The organism is Mesorhizobium neociceri (assembly GCF_013520985.1).
Classification (GTDB): Bacteria; Pseudomonadota; Alphaproteobacteria; order Rhizobiales; family Rhizobiaceae; genus Mesorhizobium; species Mesorhizobium neociceri.
The window spans coordinates 118,089-137,262 of the sequence record NZ_JACDTY010000016.1; the positions used below are offsets into that span (position 1 = coordinate 118,089).

16 protein-coding genes are annotated in these 19,174 nt (G+C 63.2%); 6 read left to right on the forward strand and 10 right to left on the reverse strand.

Annotated features, from left to right (window positions below; all coding sequences use genetic code 11):
* Positions 1 to 112: 112 nt before the first annotated feature.
* Complete coding sequence (locus H0241_RS26460; RefSeq protein ID WP_181060777.1) at positions 113 to 1,009, forward strand: DMT family transporter; 897 nt, start codon at positions 113 to 115, stop codon at positions 1,007 to 1,009.
* Here the strand turns inward: H0241_RS26460 and H0241_RS26465 are convergent.
* Together H0241_RS26465 and parC are read right to left on the reverse strand one after the other, a co-directional pair.
* A complete protein-coding gene (locus H0241_RS26465) occupies positions 997 to 2,211 on the reverse strand; it encodes an AI-2E family transporter (RefSeq protein ID WP_181060778.1) in 1,215 nt (404 codons plus the stop codon). The genes H0241_RS26460 and H0241_RS26465 overlap by 13 nt on opposite strands.
* A 287-nt stretch (positions 2,212 to 2,498) precedes the next feature.
* Positions 2,499 to 4,751 (reverse strand): DNA topoisomerase IV subunit A, encoded by a 2,253-nt coding sequence (parC, locus tag H0241_RS26470; RefSeq protein ID WP_181060779.1) that lies wholly within the window; start codon positions 4,749 to 4,751, stop codon positions 2,499 to 2,501.
* 402 nt (positions 4,752 to 5,153) lie between these two features.
* Here parC and H0241_RS26475 point away from each other — a divergent pair, with 402 nt between their 5' ends.
* Complete coding sequence (locus H0241_RS26475; RefSeq protein ID WP_181060780.1) at positions 5,154 to 6,344, forward strand: hypothetical protein; 1,191 nt, start codon at positions 5,154 to 5,156, stop codon at positions 6,342 to 6,344.
* Between the two features lie 107 nt (positions 6,345 to 6,451).
* On the opposite strand, the gene H0241_RS26480 is transcribed toward H0241_RS26475, so the two are convergent.
* From H0241_RS26480 to H0241_RS26490, 3 genes are all read right to left on the reverse strand, one after another.
* Positions 6,452 to 7,414 carry a bifunctional helix-turn-helix transcriptional regulator/GNAT family N-acetyltransferase gene (locus H0241_RS26480; RefSeq protein WP_181060781.1) on the reverse strand — a complete coding sequence of 321 codons (963 nt, stop codon included), beginning with the start codon at positions 7,412 to 7,414 and terminating at the stop codon, positions 6,452 to 6,454.
* A gap of 148 nt (positions 7,415 to 7,562) precedes the next feature.
* Positions 7,563 to 9,353, reverse strand: coding sequence for an aspartate--tRNA ligase (aspS, locus tag H0241_RS26485; RefSeq protein WP_181060810.1), 1,791 nt, complete (start codon positions 9,351 to 9,353; stop codon positions 7,563 to 7,565).
* Positions 9,354 to 9,483: 130 nt separating this feature from the next.
* A complete protein-coding gene (locus H0241_RS26490; RefSeq protein ID WP_181060782.1) occupies positions 9,484 to 10,242 on the reverse strand; it encodes a DeoR/GlpR family DNA-binding transcription regulator in 759 nt (252 codons plus the stop codon).
* A gap of 112 nt (positions 10,243 to 10,354) precedes the next feature.
* Here H0241_RS26490 and H0241_RS26495 point away from each other — a divergent pair, with 112 nt between their 5' ends.
* From H0241_RS26495 to rnd, 3 genes are all read left to right on the forward strand, one after another.
* Positions 10,355 to 11,560 (forward strand): MFS transporter, encoded by a 1,206-nt coding sequence (locus tag H0241_RS26495; RefSeq protein WP_181060783.1) that lies wholly within the window; start codon positions 10,355 to 10,357, stop codon positions 11,558 to 11,560.
* A gap of 101 nt (positions 11,561 to 11,661) precedes the next feature.
* Positions 11,662 to 12,906: an MFS transporter gene (locus tag H0241_RS26500; RefSeq protein WP_181060784.1), complete on the forward strand. Its 1,245-nt coding sequence runs from the start codon at positions 11,662 to 11,664 to the stop codon at positions 12,904 to 12,906.
* A gap of 76 nt (positions 12,907 to 12,982) precedes the next feature.
* Positions 12,983 to 14,134, forward strand: coding sequence for a ribonuclease D (gene rnd, locus H0241_RS26505; RefSeq protein WP_181060785.1), 1,152 nt, complete (start codon positions 12,983 to 12,985; stop codon positions 14,132 to 14,134).
* Between the two features lie 12 nt (positions 14,135 to 14,146).
* Here the strand turns inward: rnd and H0241_RS26510 are convergent, their stop codons facing one another.
* From H0241_RS26510 to H0241_RS26530, 5 genes are all read right to left on the reverse strand, one after another.
* A complete protein-coding gene (locus H0241_RS26510) occupies positions 14,147 to 14,566 on the reverse strand; it encodes an MAPEG family protein (protein ID WP_181060786.1) in 420 nt (139 codons plus the stop codon).
* A 22-nt stretch (positions 14,567 to 14,588) separates the two neighbouring features.
* Positions 14,589 to 15,134: a hypothetical protein gene (locus tag H0241_RS26515; RefSeq protein ID WP_181060811.1), complete on the reverse strand. Its 546-nt coding sequence runs from the start codon at positions 15,132 to 15,134 to the stop codon at positions 14,589 to 14,591.
* Positions 15,135 to 15,177: 43 nt separating this feature from the next.
* On the reverse strand, positions 15,178 to 16,680 hold the full coding sequence (gene guaB / locus H0241_RS26520) for an IMP dehydrogenase (RefSeq protein ID WP_181060787.1): 1,503 nt from the start codon (positions 16,678 to 16,680) through the stop codon (positions 15,178 to 15,180).
* A gap of 142 nt (positions 16,681 to 16,822) precedes the next feature.
* A complete protein-coding gene (locus H0241_RS26525; RefSeq protein ID WP_181060788.1) occupies positions 16,823 to 17,278 on the reverse strand; it encodes a PIN domain-containing protein in 456 nt (151 codons plus the stop codon).
* Positions 17,275 to 17,520 carry a type II toxin-antitoxin system Phd/YefM family antitoxin gene (locus H0241_RS26530; RefSeq protein ID WP_181060789.1) on the reverse strand — a complete coding sequence of 82 codons (246 nt, stop codon included), beginning with the start codon at positions 17,518 to 17,520 and terminating at the stop codon, positions 17,275 to 17,277. Before H0241_RS26530 ends, H0241_RS26525 begins: the two co-directional genes overlap by 4 nt.
* 223 nt (positions 17,521 to 17,743) lie before the next feature.
* On the opposite strand from H0241_RS26530, the gene H0241_RS26535 reads away from it, so the two are divergent.
* Complete coding sequence (locus H0241_RS26535; protein WP_181060790.1) at positions 17,744 to 19,165, forward strand: MFS transporter; 1,422 nt, start codon at positions 17,744 to 17,746, stop codon at positions 19,163 to 19,165.
* Positions 19,166 to 19,174 lie beyond the last annotated feature (9 nt).

Below are 19,174 nucleotides of genomic sequence, written 5' to 3' on the forward strand. Positions count from 1 at the left end.
CAGGCCTAAACATTTTCAACCGAGACGATGCTGGTCTTTCCGCTGGTTGGCGGAGAGGGTGCGATTGCGCCGGCCGGCAATTCGCTCAAATCCATTGCGAAAGTACCGCTTCATGTCATCTCACGATGCTCATACCAAAGGGCTTCTGCTCACCGCGCTTGGCGGCCTGACGCTGACCGTCGACATTCCGCTGATCCGGCTCGCCCATGGCGAAGCTTGGACGATCCTGCTGCTGCGCACCGGCGCCACCTTCGTCACGGCAATGATCGTGTGGGCGGTCTGGCGCTCGTTCAGCAAGAATGCGCCCCAGCTGATACCGGGCTGGTCGGGGCTGATCGTCGCCGTGATCTACGGGCTCGGCGCGGTTGCCTTCATCACCGGCGTCTACAACACCTCGACCGCCAATCTGGTTTTCATCCTGGCCTTCACCACCATGTTCTCTGCGCTGCTGTCATGGCTGTTCCTGAAGGAGCGGCCGCGGCCAATGACACTGGTGGCGATGGCGCTGATGATCGTAGGCGTCGGCATCATTGTCGGCGATTCCGTCGGCACCGGACATCTGTTCGGCGACGTGATGGCACTATGTTCGGCCCTGGCGATCGCCTGCGCCATCACCATCTCCCGCGCCAGCGGTAAGGATATGGGTTTCACCGCGCTGACCGGCGTCCTGCTGCCTTTCGGGCTGGCGGCGATCATGGTCTCCAAGACCGGTTTTCAGGTGGAGGCGCCATGGTGGATCATTTTCAATGGCGCCGTCATCATGCCGTTCGCCTTCTTCTGCCTCGCCAACGGGCCGAAATACATTTCAGGCCCGGAAGTGGCGATGTTTTATCTGCTCGAGACGGTGCTGGCACCGGTCTGGGTGTGGATGATCTTTGCCGAGACGCCGTCGCGCAACAGCCTGATCGGTGGCGTGATCCTGATCGTCACGCTGGTCGCGCACTCGCTGTGGCAATTGCATGAAGGGCGCAAGCGGCGGGCAGCGCTCGCGGTCGCTTACCCAGCCTGACTTTTCTTCGCCGGGCCGGCGACAATCTCGATCTGTGGCGGCCCGCCTTCGATCTCGGCGACGGAATCGGGAACGGGGTCTTCGGCCAATTCCACCTCGCGCAACCATTCGCGCCAGATCGCCACCAGCAGCGCCATCAGAACGGGGCCGATGAAAAGGCCGAGAAAGCCCATTGTCTTGACGCCGCCGATCAGGCCGAAAAAGGTCGGCAGGAAAGGCAGCTTGATCGGTCCGCCGACCAGTTTCGGGCGCAAGGTCTTATCGACGATGAACAGCTCCACGGCGCCCCAGATGAACAGCGCCAGCCCCGCCATCGGCGAACCGCTGGCGGCGAGGTAGATCGACACCAGCGTGAACGACAGCGGCGCGCCGCCGGGGATCAGCGCCATCACGCCAGTGAGCGCGCCAAGCGTCACCGGCGACGGCACGCCGGCCAGCCAGTAGGCGATGCCCAGCACCAGCCCCTCGCCGATGGCGATCACGGTCATGCCGGTGACGGTCGAGGAAATGGTTGCCGGCACGACGCGCGAAATCCGCTCCCAGCGTGTCGGCAGGATGCGTTCGCCGAGGCGGTCGATCTGGCCGGCGAAATGTTCGCCGTCGCGGTAGGCGAAGAACAGCGCGATCATCATGAACAGCAGCGTCAGCAACAGGCCGAAGGCGCTGCCGCCGGCCGCCAGTACACCGCGATAGATGCTGCCGATATTGGCGCCGCTGACCAGCTGGATCAGTTCGCCGATGCCGCCGGGATGGCCGAAATTGTCCGCCCACTGTTCGTTCAACCACTCGCCGACGACAGGCAGCGTCGTGATCCACTGCGGTGTGACCGCGCCGTGCCGGTTGGTCTCGATCGCCCAGCCGACCCATTCGCGGACTTCGTTGATGGCATAGGTGCCGGCGAGCGCGATCGGCACAACCAGAAAGGTGAGGATGAACAGGATGGCGAGCGTCGCGGCAATGGTGCGATTGCCGCCGACGCCGGCAAGCAGCCGGCGGTAGAGCGGCCAGCTGGCGAAGGCGATGACGAGCGCAGCCAGCACCGGAAACAGGAAGCCGTGGAAGAAATAGACACCGGCGGCGACGATCAGCACCAAGAGCCAGCGCGCCGCCGACAGCGGCGGTATGACGGCGGCTCTCAGCGGCGTCGACAGGCCGAACAGGCGCTGCTGACGTTCCGGCTTCTGGATCTTGGATTCCTTCAAACGCCCATCTCTCCCCGGCCTACCCAGCGTTTATGCACTGTTATAGTGCCGCAATCGTGACGATAGTCCAAATGGTTGGTGAGACGTCTTTCCTTCTCCCCTTGTGGGGCCCGAAGGGCGGGCGAGGCCCGTGACTCGCCCCGGGTGGTGGATCGGCGCGCAGCGCCGAGACGGATGAGGGGTGTTCCAGCGGAGTGAGGCGTTGGCGTTCCCTGGAACACCCCTCATCCGACCTCGCTTCGCGAGGCCACCTTCCCCCACAAGGGGGGAAGGAAGAAGCACCTGCCCTACCCAAACTTCCCCGTCCGCGGGAATCCCTTCGGCACCATCCGCCCTGCCGAGGCCCTGGCGCCAATCCACTCCGCCAGCTCCTCGCGCGACCGGGTAAATGTGCGGTCGGCCGAATCCTGCCACGACAGGCCGCTCGCCAGCGTGAAGGGTTTCAGGTCGAGCAGACCGCCATCCTTGTATTTCTGCAGGCGAACACCCTTGCCGCGGCCCATTTCGGGGATTTCGGACAGCGCAAACACCAGCATCTTGCGGTTCTCGCCGACGATGGCGAGGTGGTCGCCTGAAAGCGGCACACAGGCCTTGGCCTCGTCGGGCGCCTTGACGTTCATCACCTGCTTGCCCTTGCGGGTGTTGGCGACGACTTCTTCCTCCGGCACGATGAAACCGTTGGCATCGTAGGAGACGAGCAGCAGCTTGCGCTTCGGGTCATGGACGAAAGCAGTGACGATGTCCTGGTCGTTGTCCATGTCGACGATGATGCGGATCGGTTCGCCATGGCCACGGCCGCCCGGCAGCCGGTCGGCGCCGATCGTGTAGAACTTGCCGCCGGTGGTGAAGACCAGGATCTTGTCGGTGGTCTGGGCGTGGAAGGCGAGCTTGAGGCTGTCGCCTTCCTTGAAGGTCAGCGTGGAATGATCGGCCAGATGGCCTTTCATCGCCCGCAACCAGCCCTTTTCCGAGACCACCACGGTGACCGGCTCGCGCTCGATCATGGCATGGGCAATGTCGGTCAAATCATGCTCGGGCGCATCGGCGAACTGGGTGCGGCGCTTGCCGAGTTCGGTCTCGGGGCCGAACTTGTCGCGGATGCTGGCGACTTCCCACTTGATCGTCGACCATTGCTTGGCATTCGACGCCAGCAGCGCCTCGATCTGCTTCTTCTCGGTGGTGAGGCCGTCGAACTCCTTGCGGATCTCGAACTCTTCCAGCTTGCGCAGAGCGCGCAGCCGCATGTTCAGGATGGCTTCGGCCTGGGTGTCGGTGAGCGACCAGCGGGCCATCATCACTTGCTTGGGCTCGTCCTCCTCGCGGATGATCCTGATCACCTCGTCGATGTTGAGGTAGGCGATCAGGTAGCCGGCGAGGATCTCGAGGCGCCTTTCGATCTCGCCCAGGCGATGCTTCGAGCGGCGGATCAGCACATCGCGCCGGTGCTCCAGCCACTCCTGCAGTACGCCTTTCAGCGACAGGACGTTGGGTACCTTGCCGCGCGACAGCACGTTCATGTTGAGCGGGAATCGGCTTTCGAGTTCGGTCAGCTTGAACAGCGATTCCATCAGGATGCCGGGATCGACCGAACGGCTCTTCGGCACCAGCACGACGCGGATGTCCTCGGCGCTTTCGTCCCTGATATCTTCGAGCAACGGCAATTTGCGCGCGATCAGAAGCTCGGCGATCTTCTCGATCAGCCGCGCCTTCTGCACGCCATAGGGGATTTCGGTGACGACGATGCTCCAGGTGCCCCTGCCCTGGTCCTCCTGGCCCCATTTGGCCCGGACGCGGAAACCGCCGCGACCCGTCTCGTAAGCTTCGAGGATCGAGGCGCGGCTGTCGACGATGATGCCGCCGGTCGGGAAATCCGGCCCCTGGACGAAGTCCATCAGCTTCGCCACCGGCGCGCTCGGATCTTCGATCAGGTGCAGGGCCGCATCACAAAGCTCGGCGGCGTTGTGCGGCGGGATCGAGGTCGCCATGCCGACCGCAATGCCGGACGAGCCGTTGGCAAGCAGGTTCGGGAAGGCGCCGGGCAGCACGACCGGCTCCTCGTCCTCCTCATTGTAGGTGGGCCGATAGTCGACCGCGTCCTCGGTGATGCCGGAAAGCAGTTCCGTCGCCACGTCGGTCATGCGCGCTTCGGTGTAGCGCATGGCGGCGGCGTTATCGCCGTCGATATTGCCGAAATTGCCCTGCCCGTCGACCAGGGGGTAGCGCATGGAAAAATCCTGCGCCAGGCGCACCAGCGCGTCATAGATCGACTGGTCGCCATGCGGGTGGAATTTGCCCATCACCTCGCCGACGATACGGGCGCATTTGGCAAAGCCCTGGTCGGGGTTGAGCCGAAGCAGCCGCATGGCATGCATGATGCGGCGATGCACGGGCTTAAGCCCGTCGCGCACATCCGGCAGCGCCCGGTGCATGATGGTCGACAGCGCATAGGCGAGATAGCGCTCTTCAAGCGCCTTCTTCAGATCGACCGGTTCGATGTGGTCACCGCCGCCATCTTCAGGCGGCAAAAGCCTTTTTCCCATGCGGCTGGACTAGCCGAGCGGGTGATTCGCGGCAAGGCGGGGCTGCGGAAATCCGCAATTTGCGGCCTCTGGGCTGCGAAGGCGGCTCAAGATCGGACGATGGATGTGACGGACTTCATGTTCCTACGTGCCGTCCCTATGCAACAGCACCGGTAGCAGTGCTGTTGCCAACCAACATCAATCTGTTACACGCCCTCTCTAAGGCAGGAGACGGTACGCAGGGGAGCCCGACCTTCATGACATATTCACCGCATCGAGCGAAGGCTCCCGCTCCGATTTGCCTTTCGCCATGATTTTCGACAAATCTGGGGGAAAGTGCCTTTTTCCCGTCCAGTTCGTCACGGAATGGTGACGGCGTAGAATTCAGAAAACACTTTTCAGGACTCTCTCAGGGAACTCGCGATGACAATCCAACGCTCGACACTCAAGACACTCGCTTTTTCGACTTTTTTGCTGACTCTGCCGCTGAATGCCGCCTTTGCGCAGGACACGGCTGTTGCCGACCGGCTGAAGGCCGCACTTGCCGTCCAGGGCGTCGATATCACCTGGACCGGGGTCTCCGGTGACAATTCCAGCATGGTGCTGCAGGGCGTGTCGGTTAAACCGGCCGCCGAAAAGGAAGCGCTGCCGATCGGCGACATCAAGCTTGAAGGCGTGACCGAAGCCAATGGCGGCTTTGACGTCGCGACCATCACGACTTCGGCCTTCGAGCACAGCAAGGACGGTGTAACGCTCAACCTCACCCCCTTCGTCATTCATGACGCCAACATCCCGGCCGAGGGCGCTACAGGCCCGCTCGGCTCGATGATGATCTACAAGTCGGCCGAACTCGAAAACCTGACGGTCAAGGTTGCCGACAAGACCGCCTTCTCGGTGGATGGGCTTGCTGTCCAGATCACGCCTCCGGCCGACGGCAAGGCGATGGAATTTTCCGCCACGACGGAAAAGTTCAACGCCGACCTGACGCTGGTCGACGATGCGAAGTCGAAGGAAGCCATCGAGGCCCTCGGCTACCAGAACATCTCGGGCAATATCGATATCGGCGGCACCTGGCAGCCGAGCGATGGCAAGATGGACCTGTCGAAATACGACATCTCGGTCGAGAATGCCGGCACGCTCGGCATGACCTTCGGCCTCGGCGGCTACACGGTCGATTTCGTCAAGTCGATGCAGGAGATGCAGAAGAAGCTGGCGGCGCAGCCCGAAGGCGCCGATAATTCGGCGCAAGGCATGGCCTTGCTCGGCCTGTTGCAGCAGCTTTCCTTCAACAGCGCCTCGGTCCGCTTCGACGACGATTCGCTGACCGGCAAGGTGCTTGAGTATGTCGGCAAGCAGCAGGGCATGTCGGGCAAGGACATCGCCAACCAGGCCAAGGCGATCGTGCCTTTCGGCATGGCGCAGCTCAACAATCCTGAACTGACGGCCGAAGTGACGGCCGCGGTGAGCAAATACCTCGACGATCCGAAGAGCCTCGAGATTTCGGCAGAGCCGCCGGCAGCAGTGCCGTTCGCGCTGATCATGGCGGGCGCGATGTCCAACCCGCTCGACCTGCCGAAGACGCTCGGCGTCCACGTCAAGGCCAACGAAGACTGATCGAGCGAAACGCTCAAACAAAAGCCCGGCAGCAATGCCGGGCTTCTACCTGCTGTCGCAAAAATCGATCGCACTCCGCCTTAGAGTCTCGATGAACGCGAAGCGTTTCAGTTTGCCTTCGGCCAGCCCTTCCAGACCATATATACGTTCGCCCGCTGATAGTGCGTATCGGCCCGCGCCGCCGGCTGATGCTCGAAGCCCGCGCTTTCGTACATGCGGATCGCCGGAGCAAGCTTGGTGTTGGTTTCGAGGAACAGCGTATCGCGGCCCAGCCGCTCGAATGCGCGGATCGCATGCTCAAGCAGCCGCCGCCCGATCCCTAGCCCTCGCGCCGCCGGATCGACGCCCATTTTGGTGAGTTCGACTTCATTTTCGCCAATCGGCAATAACGCACAGGTGCCCACAACCTCCTCACCATGCAACGCAAAGTAGATGCTGCCGCCATGTCTAAGGATATGCTTTTCAGGCGCGGAGAGCACAGCGTGGTCGCCTTCTTCAATATAGAAGTACCGGTTTAACCACTCCGCATTCAGCCGGTAGAAGTGGTCCCGCAGCGACGGCTCGAACGGAACGATCTCGATTGCATCCGCACCGAGCCTGCGCGCCCGCTCAGCGACGGCCGCGGCCATTGTTTCGTCGAGCATTCGCTCCAGCCCTCCGACGGCCGCCAACAAATCGATCCCGTCTACCTGACAACGCGCGTCCAGTTCGTCGCGCAGGGCACGCCACAACGGTTTGGCCTTACGCAGCGCAACCTCTGCCTTTTGCGTAAGCGCCAACTCGCGCACCCGGCGGTCATCCCCGCCTGGTATTGCGGTCAGCCAATCGTCCTTTGTTAGCCGAGAGGCCAGTTGACTGATCGACGAATGCGTGAGCCCCGCCGCCTTGGCCAACTCACCGACCGACTGCGGCCCTCGGTCGTGGATAGTCCTGAGCACCGGGAACCACCTGGCCTCGAGACCGATTCCATGGGCGGCGTAGACCTCATCGGCCATCGCGTAGAGTTGCTCGCTCACTGCTCGGAGCCTGCTCCCGAGCGCCAGAACACCGACCTCCGCCAGATAAGTCATCGCCATCTCCGTTGGCATTTACGTAATGCCTAACATATTCGATCAGGATGGAATTGGCAACGAACACCGGTCTAAACCGGACAGGACGACGGAATACCTATGCCGAAGATCGATTCATCGAGAGGAAAGAAAGGCTTGGGCCTGATACCTAGCCTTCCTTCTTCACCGCCGCGACGCGCAGCGACAGCTCGCGCAGCTGCTGCGGACTGGCTTCCGAAGGCGCACTCATCAACAGGTCGTAAGCCTGCTGGTTCATCGGGAACATGGTGATTTCGCGCAGGTTCTTGGCCCCGACCAGAAGCATGACGACACGGTCGACGCCGGCCGCCATGCCGCCATGCGGCGGGGCGCCATACTGGAAGGCGCGGTAGAGGCCGCCAAAGCGCTCCTCGACCGTGGCGCGATCCAGCCCGACCGTCTCGAACGCCTTGACCATGGTCTCGGGCAGATGGTTGCGGATACCGCCCGAGGCGATCTCGAAGCCGTTGCAGACCATGTCGTACTGGAAGGCCTTGATACCGAGCAGGTCGTCGCCACCGAGCGCCTCGATACCACCCTGCGGCATCGAGAACGGGTTGTGGGCGAAATCGGTCTTCTTTTCCTCCTCGTTCCATTCAAAGAACGGGAAGTCGACGATCCAGCACAGTTCGAAGCGCTCGCGGTCGACAAGGTTCAGCTCTTCGCCGGCGCGCGTGCGCGCGGCACCCGCGAAGGTGACGAATTTCTTCGGATCGCCGGCGACGAAGAAGGCGGCGTCGCCATCGGCAAGGCCAAGCTGCTGGCGGATCGCCTCGGTGCGCTCCTCGCCAATGTTCTTGGCCAGCGGACCGGCGCCTTCCAGCTTGTCGCCTTCCTTGCGCCAGAAGATGTAACCCAGCCCCGGCTGACCCTCGCCTTGCGCCCAGGAGTTCATACGATCGCAGAACGCGCGGCTGCCGCCGGTCTTGGCCGGAATGCCCCACACTTCGGCCTTCGGATCGTTGGCCAGGATGTTGGCGAAGACCTTGAAGCCGGAATCGCGGAAGTGATCCGAGACGGCCTGCATCTCGATCGGATTGCGCAGGTCCGGCTTGTCGGAACCGTATTTGCGCATCGCGACGTCATAGGGAATGCGCTGGAACTTCTGCGTCACCGGCTTGCCGTTGGCGAAAGTCTCGAAGACGCCGCGCATCACCGGTTCCATGGTCGACAGCACGTCGTCCTGCTCGACGAAGCTCATTTCGAGGTCGAGCTGGTAGAATTCACCAGGCAGACGGTCGGCGCGCGGATCCTCGTCGCGGAAACAGGGCGCGATCTGGAAATAGCGGTCGAAGCCGGAGACCATGATCAGCTGCTTGTACTGCTGCGGCGCCTGCGGCAGCGCGTAGAAGGTGCCGGGATGGATGCGCGACGGCACCAGGAAGTCGCGCGCGCCTTCCGGCGACGAGGCCGTCAGAATCGGCGTTGAGAATTCGGTGAAGCCGACATCGGTCATGCGCTTGCGCATCTCGGCGATGATCTTGGTGCGCGCCACGATGTTCCTGTGCAGCGTCTCGCGGCGCAGGTCGAGGAAGCGGTACTTCAGGCGGATGTCCTCGGGATAGTCCGGCTCGCCGAACACCGGCAGCGGCAATTCCTTGGCCGCCGACAGCACCTCGATCTCGCGGGCAAAGATTTCGATCTCGCCGGTCGGCAGGTTGGCATTTGTGGTGTCGGGCAGGCGCGCCTTGACCTCGCCGTCGACGCGGATCACCCATTCGCCACGCAGCGTCTCGGCGACCTTGAAGGCTGGCGAATCCGGATCGGCGACGATCTGGGTCAGGCCGTAATGGTCGCGCAGATCGATGAACAGCAGGCCGCCATGGTCGCGCACGCGATGCACCCAGCCCGACAGGCGAACCGAAGAGCCGACATCACTCTTTCTCAACTGGGCACAGGTGTGGCTGCGGTAACGATGCATTGTCATGTCAAAAGTCCGGGGTGCTGGGTTGTGGCCCGAGCGTCAAAGCCCGGTCCAAAATTTGCGCGAAAAGCGCATGGGAGGCCGGATTTGTCAAGGCGAGCCGGGCGATCGGGCGCAGGCCTGTTGTTCAGGCAAAGTGGATTTCGGCGCCCTGACGTTCGAAGTCGGCGAGGATCGCGCCCGGCGCGGTCTTTTCGACCACAAGATGGCGGATCGCTTCGGGCCTGGCGACCCGGTAGGGCGCGGCGGTGGCCAGCTTGTCATTGGTGACGGCGATGACGATGCCTGCGCTGTTCTTGGCCATGGCCCGCTTCACCTCGGCCTCAGCCGAATCGAAGGCCGTCACGCCCCGCGAGGCATCGAGACCGCAGGATCCCAGAACAAACAGGTCCGCGCCAAGCTGCGCCACGGCGGCAAGCGTGTCGGCGCCGATGCATGCACCGAGGTGGCGGTCGAACCGGCCTCCCAGTACAATCAGGTCGATCAGCGCGTGGTCCGACAGCACCGAGGCAATTTCGAGCGAGTTGGTGGCGACGGTCAGGTCGAGGTCGCGCGGGATGGCCCTGGCGATCGCGGCATTGGTCGAGCCGCTGTCGATGAACAGGGTCTGTCCGCGTGAGAGCAATGGCACGGTGGCGCGGGCCAGCCGCGTCTTTTCTTCGACTGCATGGCCGGCGCGCAGGCCGACCGGCGCGGCGGCGAAGGGTGCGGCCGCGACCGCGCCGCCATAGACACGGCGGCATTGTCCAGCCTTGGCGAGTTCCCTGAGGTCGCGGCGAACCGTGTCTTCCGAAACGCCGAAGCGGCTTGCCAGTTCGCCGGCCAGCACCCTGCCCTCGACGGCCAGGCGATCGCGGATGATTTGATGCCGCTCATCGGTCAGCATTGCATGATCCTGTTTTCGTCATGCATGTTCTTGCACGATTTGCATGTTTGTGCAAGATACAGGGCATACCAGGCGGCGACAACCGCCGGCTCTCTTCCTTGAAAGCATCGTCATGACCTTTGGCCTCAGCCTCGCTCCGCAACACCGGGTCTATGCCGGGTTTGCGATCTACTCGTTCGGCATGGGCAACATCTTTCCGCGGCTGCCCGACATCAAGCATGCCATGGGCATCGAGGACGGCACGCTCGGGCTCAGCCTGATCGGGACGCCGATCGGCACCTTGACCGCGCTGACGCTCGCGGCGCCGATCCTGGAGCGCGTCGGCTTCCGCCGCGCATTGCTCGGGCTGGTTCCGCTTTTGTCGGTTGCCTATGCCATTGCCGTGCACGCGCCTGGGCCGCTTGCGCTGTTCCTGATGCTGATTCCGGTCGGCCTGATGATCGGCAGCGTCGAGATCATCCTCAATGTCGAGGCCGACAGAACCGAATTCCTGCTCAAGCGCCGGATCATGAACCGGGCGCATTCGTTCTGGAGCATTGGCTTTTTCGGCGCCGGCCTGTTCGGCGCCGCACTTGGCCATCTCGGCATATCGCCGCAACTGCACCTGGCCATCGTCGTACCGATGGTGGCGACAGGAATAGCGCTGTTTCTTGGCGGCTACGAACCGGCGCCGAGCCGCTTCGCCGGCAATGACGAGACGGCGCCAAAGCTGGCGCGGCCGACGCTGCCGATCCTCGTCCTCGTCGCGGTGACACTGTCGGCGATGCTGATGGAAGGCGCCAGCATCGACTGGTCGGCGATCTATATGCGCACCGTGTTCGATGCAGGCCCGTTCGTCGCCGGCTTCACGGTGGCGCTGTTTGCATTCTCGCAAGCGAGCACCCGCTTCTTCGCCGACTCCTTTGTCGAACGCCACTCGCCGAGCGGCGTGGCGCGGGTGCTGCTGGCGACGATGGCGGTAGGCGTGCTGCTCGTCTTCTTCTCGCCTGCCCCGCTCCTGTCGATGCTGGGCTTTGCTCTGCTCGGCATCGGCAGCAGCGCGATCTTTCCGCTGGCGATCTCGGCGGCCGCCCAGCGGACGGACCGCTCCGCGGCAATCAATGTCGCGGCGCTGTCGCAGATCGCCTTCGTCGCCTTCCTGCTCGGCCCGCCGCTGCTCGGCTTCGTCTCCGACCATTGGGGCATCCGCTCGGCCTTCGGCATCGGCATCCCGTTCATCGTGCTCAGCCTGCTGACGGCCGGCTCGCTCGGCCGAAGGGCGGCCAGCCCCGTCGCGCCGGCGGCGGGCGAAGCGTTGGCGAGGGCTCACGAAGCTTGAACGGCAATCTTGTAGGGCACGCGCCTGTTGGCTAGCAGAATTGCCGCTGGCATTGACAGATACGATGGTTCAAGAAGGAAGCCGACCAAGCGATTTCCTTCATGTCCTCCATCCGCCCGCTGATCCCCCTCCTCATCGCCGCCGGCATCCTGCTTGGCGGCAATGGCCTGCAGGGCACGCTGATCGCGCTGCGCGGCGCGCAGGAAGGGTTTTCGGCCTCCGACATCGGCCTGATGGGCACGTTCTATTTCGCTGGCTTCCTGCTGGGATGCCTCGCCGTCACCCGCATCCTCAAGGCGGTCGGCCATGTCCGGACGTTTTCGGCGTTGGCCGCCACCGCCTCGGCCGGCACGCTGCTGCTGGTGCTGGTGATCGATCCAGTGATGTGGTGCGCGGTGCGCTTTGCCGGCGGCTTCTGCTTTGCCGGCCTGTTCACCGTCATGGAAGCCTGGCTGAATTCCGGCGTCGAAAACAAGGATCGCGCGCGGGTGCTGGCCATCTACCGCATGGTCGATATCGGCTCGGTGACCGGCGCGCAGTTCCTGATCCCGATCTTCGGCCCCGGCGGCTTTGCCATCTTCGCCATCATGTCGATGATGATCACGCTGTCGCTGGTGCCGGTGTCGCTTGGCGACCGCTCCAACCCGACGCCGCCGGAAGACGTCAAGCTCGATCTGGCGCGCGTCTGGCGGATCTCGCCGCTCGGCTGCTTCGGCTGCATCTGCGTCGGCGTCACCAACAGCGCCTTCCGCACGCTGTCACCGGTCTATGCCGAACAGATCGGCATGTCGGTCGCCGATGTCGTGACCTTCGTCAGCGTCGGCATTTTCGGCGGCGCCCTCATCCAGTATCCGGTGGGCTATCTCTCCGACCGCTGGGACCGGCGCGCGGTGCTTTTGGCAACGACATGCGGCGCCTTGCTGGCAGCGCTGGCGCTGGCCTTCATCGCCGGCTCCAATCCGACCCTCAACCTGATCATCGTCTTCATCTTCGGCAGCTTCGCCATGCCGCTTTATTCGCTGTCGGCGGCGCACTCCAACGACCGCGCCGACAAGGGCGAGTTCGTACTGATCAATGCCGCCTTGATGCTGTTCTATTCTTTCGGAGCTATCGGCGGCCCCTTCGCGGCGTCGACCGTGATGCAATATTTCGGACCGGGCGCCCTGTTTGTCTTCAGTGCTGTGGTCTACGCCATCCTCATCGCTGTCATTCTCTACCGCATGCAGGTGCGCGGCAGCGTGCCGGCAGGCAAGCGCAGCCGCTTCACGGCGCTGCTACGCACATCGACGGTGTTCGCGCGGCTGGCGCGCAGGAATGGCGATTCCGATGGATCGACGGATACTTGACCGAAGGGCGGCTTGACGAAAGCGCTCACGGCTGAAATTGAAAGAGAACCTTACCCGTTTGCTAAAAAGCGATTTGATGCACGTCATCACCACCCAAAATGAGCTCGAGTCCGTTCTCGCCGCTTTCGAAAAGTCGGATTTCGTCACCGTCGACACCGAATTCATCCGCGAAACGACGTTCTGGCCGATCCTGTGCCTGATCCAGATGGCGGCGCCCGGCGTCACCGCGCTGATCGATCCGCTGGCGCCCGACATCAACCTCGCCCCGTTCTTCAAGCTGATGGCCAATGAAGCGGTGGTCAAGGTCTTCCACGCCGCGCGCCAAGACATCGAAATCATCGTCCATCTCGGCGATCTGGTGCCGCATCCCGTCTTCGACACCCAGGTCGCGGCTATGGTCTGCGGCTTCGGCGACAGCGTCTCCTACGACCAGCTGGTGCAACGCATCACCGGCGCCCGGCTCGACAAATCCTCGCGTTTCACCGACTGGCGCCACCGGCCGCTTTCCGACAAGCAGCTCGACTATGCGCTGGCCGACGTTACCCATCTGATCGATGTCTACAAGCACCTCAGCGCCGAACTGGAGCGGGAAAACCGCGCCCATTGGCTGAACGAGGAGATGGAGGTGCTGACCTCGCGCGAGACCTACGATCCGCACCCCGAAGACGCCTGGAAGCGGCTGAAGATGCGGCTGCGCAAGCCGCAGGAGCTGGCGATCGTGCAGACGGTGGCGGCGTGGCGCGAGCGCGAGGCGCGCGAACGCGACGTGCCGCGCGGCCGGGTGCTCAAGGATGACGCCATATACGAGGTCGCCCAGCAGGCGCCGCGCGATGCGGCCGCGTTGGGCAAGCTGCGCACCACGCCGAAAGGCTGGGAACGTTCATCGACGGCAACCGCATTGCTCGGCGCGGTAAACACGGCGCTTGCCTTGCCCCGGGAAGAGATGCCGAAGCTGCCCAAGAGCTTTCAGCCGCCCGAGGGTTCGAACGCGGCTGCAGAGCTGCTGAAAGTGCTGTTGCGGATCGTCGCCGAGAAGGAAGGCGTCGCCTCGAAGGTGCTGGCCTCCAGCGACGACATCGACCGTATCGCCGCCGAAGGCGAAGCCGCCGACGTGCCCGCGCTGCAGGGCTGGCGCCGCGCCGTGTTCGGCGAGGCCGCACTGAAGCTGGTGCGCGGCGAAATCGGCATCAAGTTCGACAAGCGCAAGATCGCGGTGTTCGATCTATAACCTTCTTTGAGCCTATACGGCTCCGAGCAGGTGCAGCGCGAACCAGATCCATGCCAGCAAGAGAATGATCGCGCCCATGTAGAAGGCGCGGCTGCGAAACCGCAGATTGTTGCTGGTGAGGTGAACCCAGGCGTGGGCATAGCGGGAAATCACGAAAATCCACATCAAAGCCAAAGTCAGATAATTGACGCCACCGGTCGCGTGCAGCGCCAGGCACAACACGTAGAAAAGCACCGGCAGTTCGAACTGGTTGATGAGATTGTTGGCGACCGTCACGCTCGACGCAGGTTCGGTCGTGCGCATCTTGTATTGGCCAACCTTGGCCTCGCCTGATTTGACCGCACCGTAGCGGCGCCGGCCCATCACCACGTAGACGATATAGACCAGCAGCACCTGCGCCAGCATTGGCCAGAAGATCGCGGTCTGGCTCATGGCGTCGCCCCCGCCTCGTCGTTCATGCCGGCGGACGCCGCTGGGCGGCGAGGATCAAAACCGCGATGACGGCGACAGGTAGCGCCAGCATCGCGAATTTGGTGACGATCAGCGACGAGGCGAAGGACAGCGAATCCGGATTGGCGGATAGGAAATCGGACAAAAGCCGCGCCACCGCAATGTTCTGAGCGTAGTCGGCCAGTGTGTAGGGCAGCACCACGACCAGCGCGAACAGCGATTGAAGCTGCACCGGCAGGGCGCGAAAATTCTTCAACCGCCGCCCGGTGGCCAGGATCAGGCTGACCATGGTCAGTGACAGCAGCGCCGGGAACAGAAGGTCGAAGGTCAGATAGTGCCAGACAAGGATGATCTCGCTGCCGCGCCGGCCAAGCGCCGTCAGCCAGGCCATGCCCTCATCCGGCGTAAACCCTTCAAAGCGCACATCGAGCGACGACAGGCCGCCGCTCAACTGGCGGAAATAGAAGAATTCCAGCAGCGTCATGGCGATGAAAACCGCCGCGGAGGCAAAACACAGCGCGCCCGCATGGCGCGCCAGCCGCAGCACGATCGTCGCCTGATTGCGCCAGAGCACGTTCCGGTCTGGCTGCGGGTCAGGCTCCGCCAGGATAATTCGGGCTTTCGCGGGTAATCGTGACGTCATGGGCGTGGCTTTCACGAAGTCCGGCGTTGGATATGCGCACAAAGGTGGCGCGCTCGCGGAAATCGGCAAGATCGCGGCCACCGACATAACCCATAGCGGCTTTTAGCCCGCCTGCAAGCTGGTGCAGCACGCCAGACACAGGTCCTTTGTAGGGCACCTGCCCTTCAATGCCTTCCGGGACCAGTTTCAGCGTGTCGCGCACCTCGGCCTGGAAGTAGCGATCGGCCGAGCCACGCGCCATGGCGCCCACCGAACCCATGCCGCGGTAAGCCTTGAAGGAGCGGCCCTGGTGCAGATAGACCTCGCCCGGGCTTTCATCGGTGCCGGCGAGCAGCGAGCCGATCATCGCCGCGCTGGCGCCAGCGGCAAGCGCCTTGGCCAGATCGCCCGAATATTTGATGCCGCCGTCAGCGATGACCGACACACCGGATTTGTGCGCCGTCTCGACCGCCGACATGATCGCCGAAAGCTGCGGCACGCCGACGCCGGCGACGATGCGCGTGGTGCAGATCGAGCCTGGGCCGATGCCGACCTTGACGGCGTCGGCGCCGGCATCGATCAGCGCCTGCGTGCCTTCGGCGGTGGCGACATTGCCGGCCAGAATGCGCACGGAATTCGAAAGCTTCTTGGCCCGGGTCACGGCATCGAGCACACGCTGCGAATGGCCATGCGCGGTGTCGATGACCAGCAGGTCGACGCCGGCGTCGATCAGCCGCTCGGCGCGCTCGAAGCCGTCATCACCAACGCTGGTGGCGGCGGCCGCCCGCAGGCGGCCCTGCGCATCCTTGGTGGCGTGTGGGTTGAGCTGCGACTTCTCGATGTCCTTGACGGTGATCAGGCCGACGCAGTTGCCTTGCTTATCGACGACGACGAGCTTCTCGATGCGGTGCTGGTGCAGCAGCCGCTTGGCTTCGTCCTGGTCGACATTCTCCTTGACCGTGATCAGGTTCTCACGGGTCATCAATTCGTAGACTTTTTGCCCCGGGTCGGAGGCGAAGCGCACGTCGCGGTTGGTGAGGATGCCGACGAGGCGGCCGATCTTCTGGCCGCCGGTGCCGCCATTTTCGACCACGGGAATGCCCGAGATGGAATAGGTGCGCATCAGCGCCAGCGCGTCGGCCAGCGTCGCGTCGGGGCCGATGGTGACCGGGTTGATGACCATGCCCGATTCGAATTTCTTGACCTGGCGCACCTGCTCGGCCTGTTCGGCCGGCGAGAAATTGCGGTGGATGACGCCGATGCCACCGGCCTGCGCCATGGCTATGGCAAGCCTCGCTTCGGTGACGGTGTCCATGGCGGCCGACAGGATCGGCACGTTGAGGTCGATGTCGGTGGCGATCCGGGTGCGGATGTCGGTCTCACCGGGCATGACCTCGGAGTGACCGGGCTGCAACAGCACGTCGTCAAAGGTCAGCGCCAAAGCGCCGGTGGACGTTTCGATGATTTTTGCCATGGCCAGTCCCTCGAATACAAACGCGCTGGGGGAATACAAAAAAGCGCTGGACCGCAATGGACAGCGCCGACTCGTTTCTTCCCTTTCAGGATTGGCGCTGGCTGGTAACACGTCGCGACGTGGTTGAAAAGCGGGTCATGCCCTATTCGGCTGACTTGTATAGGAGAGCATCAAGCAAAGCATGGCGCGGTGACGCGAAAGGATTGACGACCGTTACCCCGCCCCAGGTGAAGCCATCCTGCAGGTCTTCCGACAGAAGCAGCCGGCAACCGGTTTGCGACGCCGCGGAAAGGATGGTCGCATCCCAGATGCCGAAATGGTGATCGGTCGCGAGATCAGCCGCCACCGTCATCACCTCGGGCGTCGTGCCGACAACCGGAAACGCGTCACGCCAGCTCAACATGGCGTCACGTGCTTGCGCCCGCGATCGTCCGGCCTTGCGTGTCAGCACCGCGAACAGCTCGCCGAGCACCTGGACCGGAATCACGGCTGCCTCTTGCTCGATATCGCGTAGCAGGTCGAAAATAATGTCGCGCTTCTCGGCTCCATTGATCCCCTCGGCATAGACAAGGATATTGGTATCGAGCGAGACCTTCACCGCTCGTCCTCGTAAAGCTCGTCCCGGCTCCAGCGCCCGGCCTCCACGACAGGCTGGCGCTTAAGGCGCGACAGCAGTGCTGTGCGCGAGCGAGAAGCCACGGCGTCGGGCTGCCCGGCGGGCACGATCCGCGCAACGGGGCGCCCATGGCTGGTCACGACATAGCTTTGTCCGTCGCGGACCCCGCGCAGGAGGAGAGAGAATTTGCGGTTGGCATCGGCTGCGGAAACGACTTCTTCCATGGCATTACCCATATAGTAGTTATATTCACTACAACATAGTGAATCCGGTCGATTTTCGCAAGTTTCATTCTTTGTGACGAAACTGCGGCAACGCCTCTGTCCCGCGGTCGCACAAAAGTGACAGCAAATTAATGCGACATACGGGTAAAGGCGTGATAACCGCCCTTTCGTGTCGGCTTGCCCCCGGTCGGCGTGCAATTTTTGACCAATTCGGACGCGTTCGTTGAACCGCATCATTCCGCTGATACTGGCGGTCGCTCTTTTCATGGAAAACATGGATTCGACCGTCATTGCGACATCGCTGCCGGCAATTGCCGTCGACATCCACACCAGCCCGATCGCGCTCAAGCTGGCGCTGACCGCCTATCTGGTGTCGCTGGCGATCTTCATTCCGATCAGTGGCTGGATGGCCGACCGGTTCGGCGCCAAGAACGTGTTTCGCGCCGCGATCGGCGTGTTCATCGTCGGTTCGGTCTGCTGCGCCATTTCCAATTCGCTGCCGGCCTTCGTCGTGTCGCGCTTCCTGCAAGGCATAGGCGGCGCCATGATGACGCCGGTCGGCCGCCTGGTGCTGGTGCGCGCGACCCCGAAAAGCGAGTTGGTCGCCGCCATGTCATGGCTGACCGTGCCGGCCCTGGTCGGGCCGCTCGTCGGCCCGCCGATCGGCGGTTTCATCACCACCTATTTCACCTGGCACTGGATTTTTCTGATCAACGTGCCGATCGGCCTGATCGGCATCTGGCTGGCGACGCGCTTCCTGCCGCAGACGGACTCGATGGAGACGCCGCCGCTTGATTTCGTCGGTTTCGTGCTGAGCGGGCTGGCTGCTTCCGGCGTTGTCTTCGGTCTGTCAGTGGTCAGCCTGCCCTATCTGCCGCCGGCGATCGGCTTCATTACCGTGGCAGTCGGCCTGCTTTCCGGCGTGCTCTATCTCCTGCATGCGCGGCGCGCCAAAAGCCCACTGCTGGCGCTGGAGCTGTTCCGCAACCAGGTGTTCCGCTCTTCCGTGCTCGGCGGCTCGCTGTTTCGTATCGGCATCGGCGCGGTGCCGTTCCTGCTGCCATTGATGTTCCAGATCGGTTTCGGGCTGACGCCGTTCCAGTCGGGCATGATCACCTTCGTCTCGGCCATCGGCGCCATCGGCATGAAGTTTGTCACGGCGCTGATCTTCCGGCTCGCCGGCTTCCGCCGGGTGCTGATCTGGGGCTCGCTGATCGCCGCCGCATCGATCGCCATCTACGGCCTGTTCACGCCCGAAACACCTTACGCGCTGATGCTGGCCATATTGCTGGTCGGCGGCTTCATCCGCTCGATGTTCTTCACCGGCGTCAACGCGCTTTCCTATGCCGAGGTGTCGGCCGAGGACACCAGCAAGGCGACGCCGATCACGGCGGTGTTCCAGCAACTGTCGATCGCGCTCGGCGTTGCGCTGGCCGGCGGCATCCTGGAGGTGTCGACGTCGATCCATGGCGGCCCGCTGATGCTCAGCGATTTCCACATCGCATTCTTTATCGTGGCGGCGGTCTCGTCGGCGGCCTCGATATCGTTCATGCGGCTTGCGCCCGACGCCGGCAATGCGGTGTCCGGACATGGCCGGCTAACGACGCCAAAGACGCTGGAGCCGTTGGGTACGGCTGGGAAGTAGCTCCCTCTG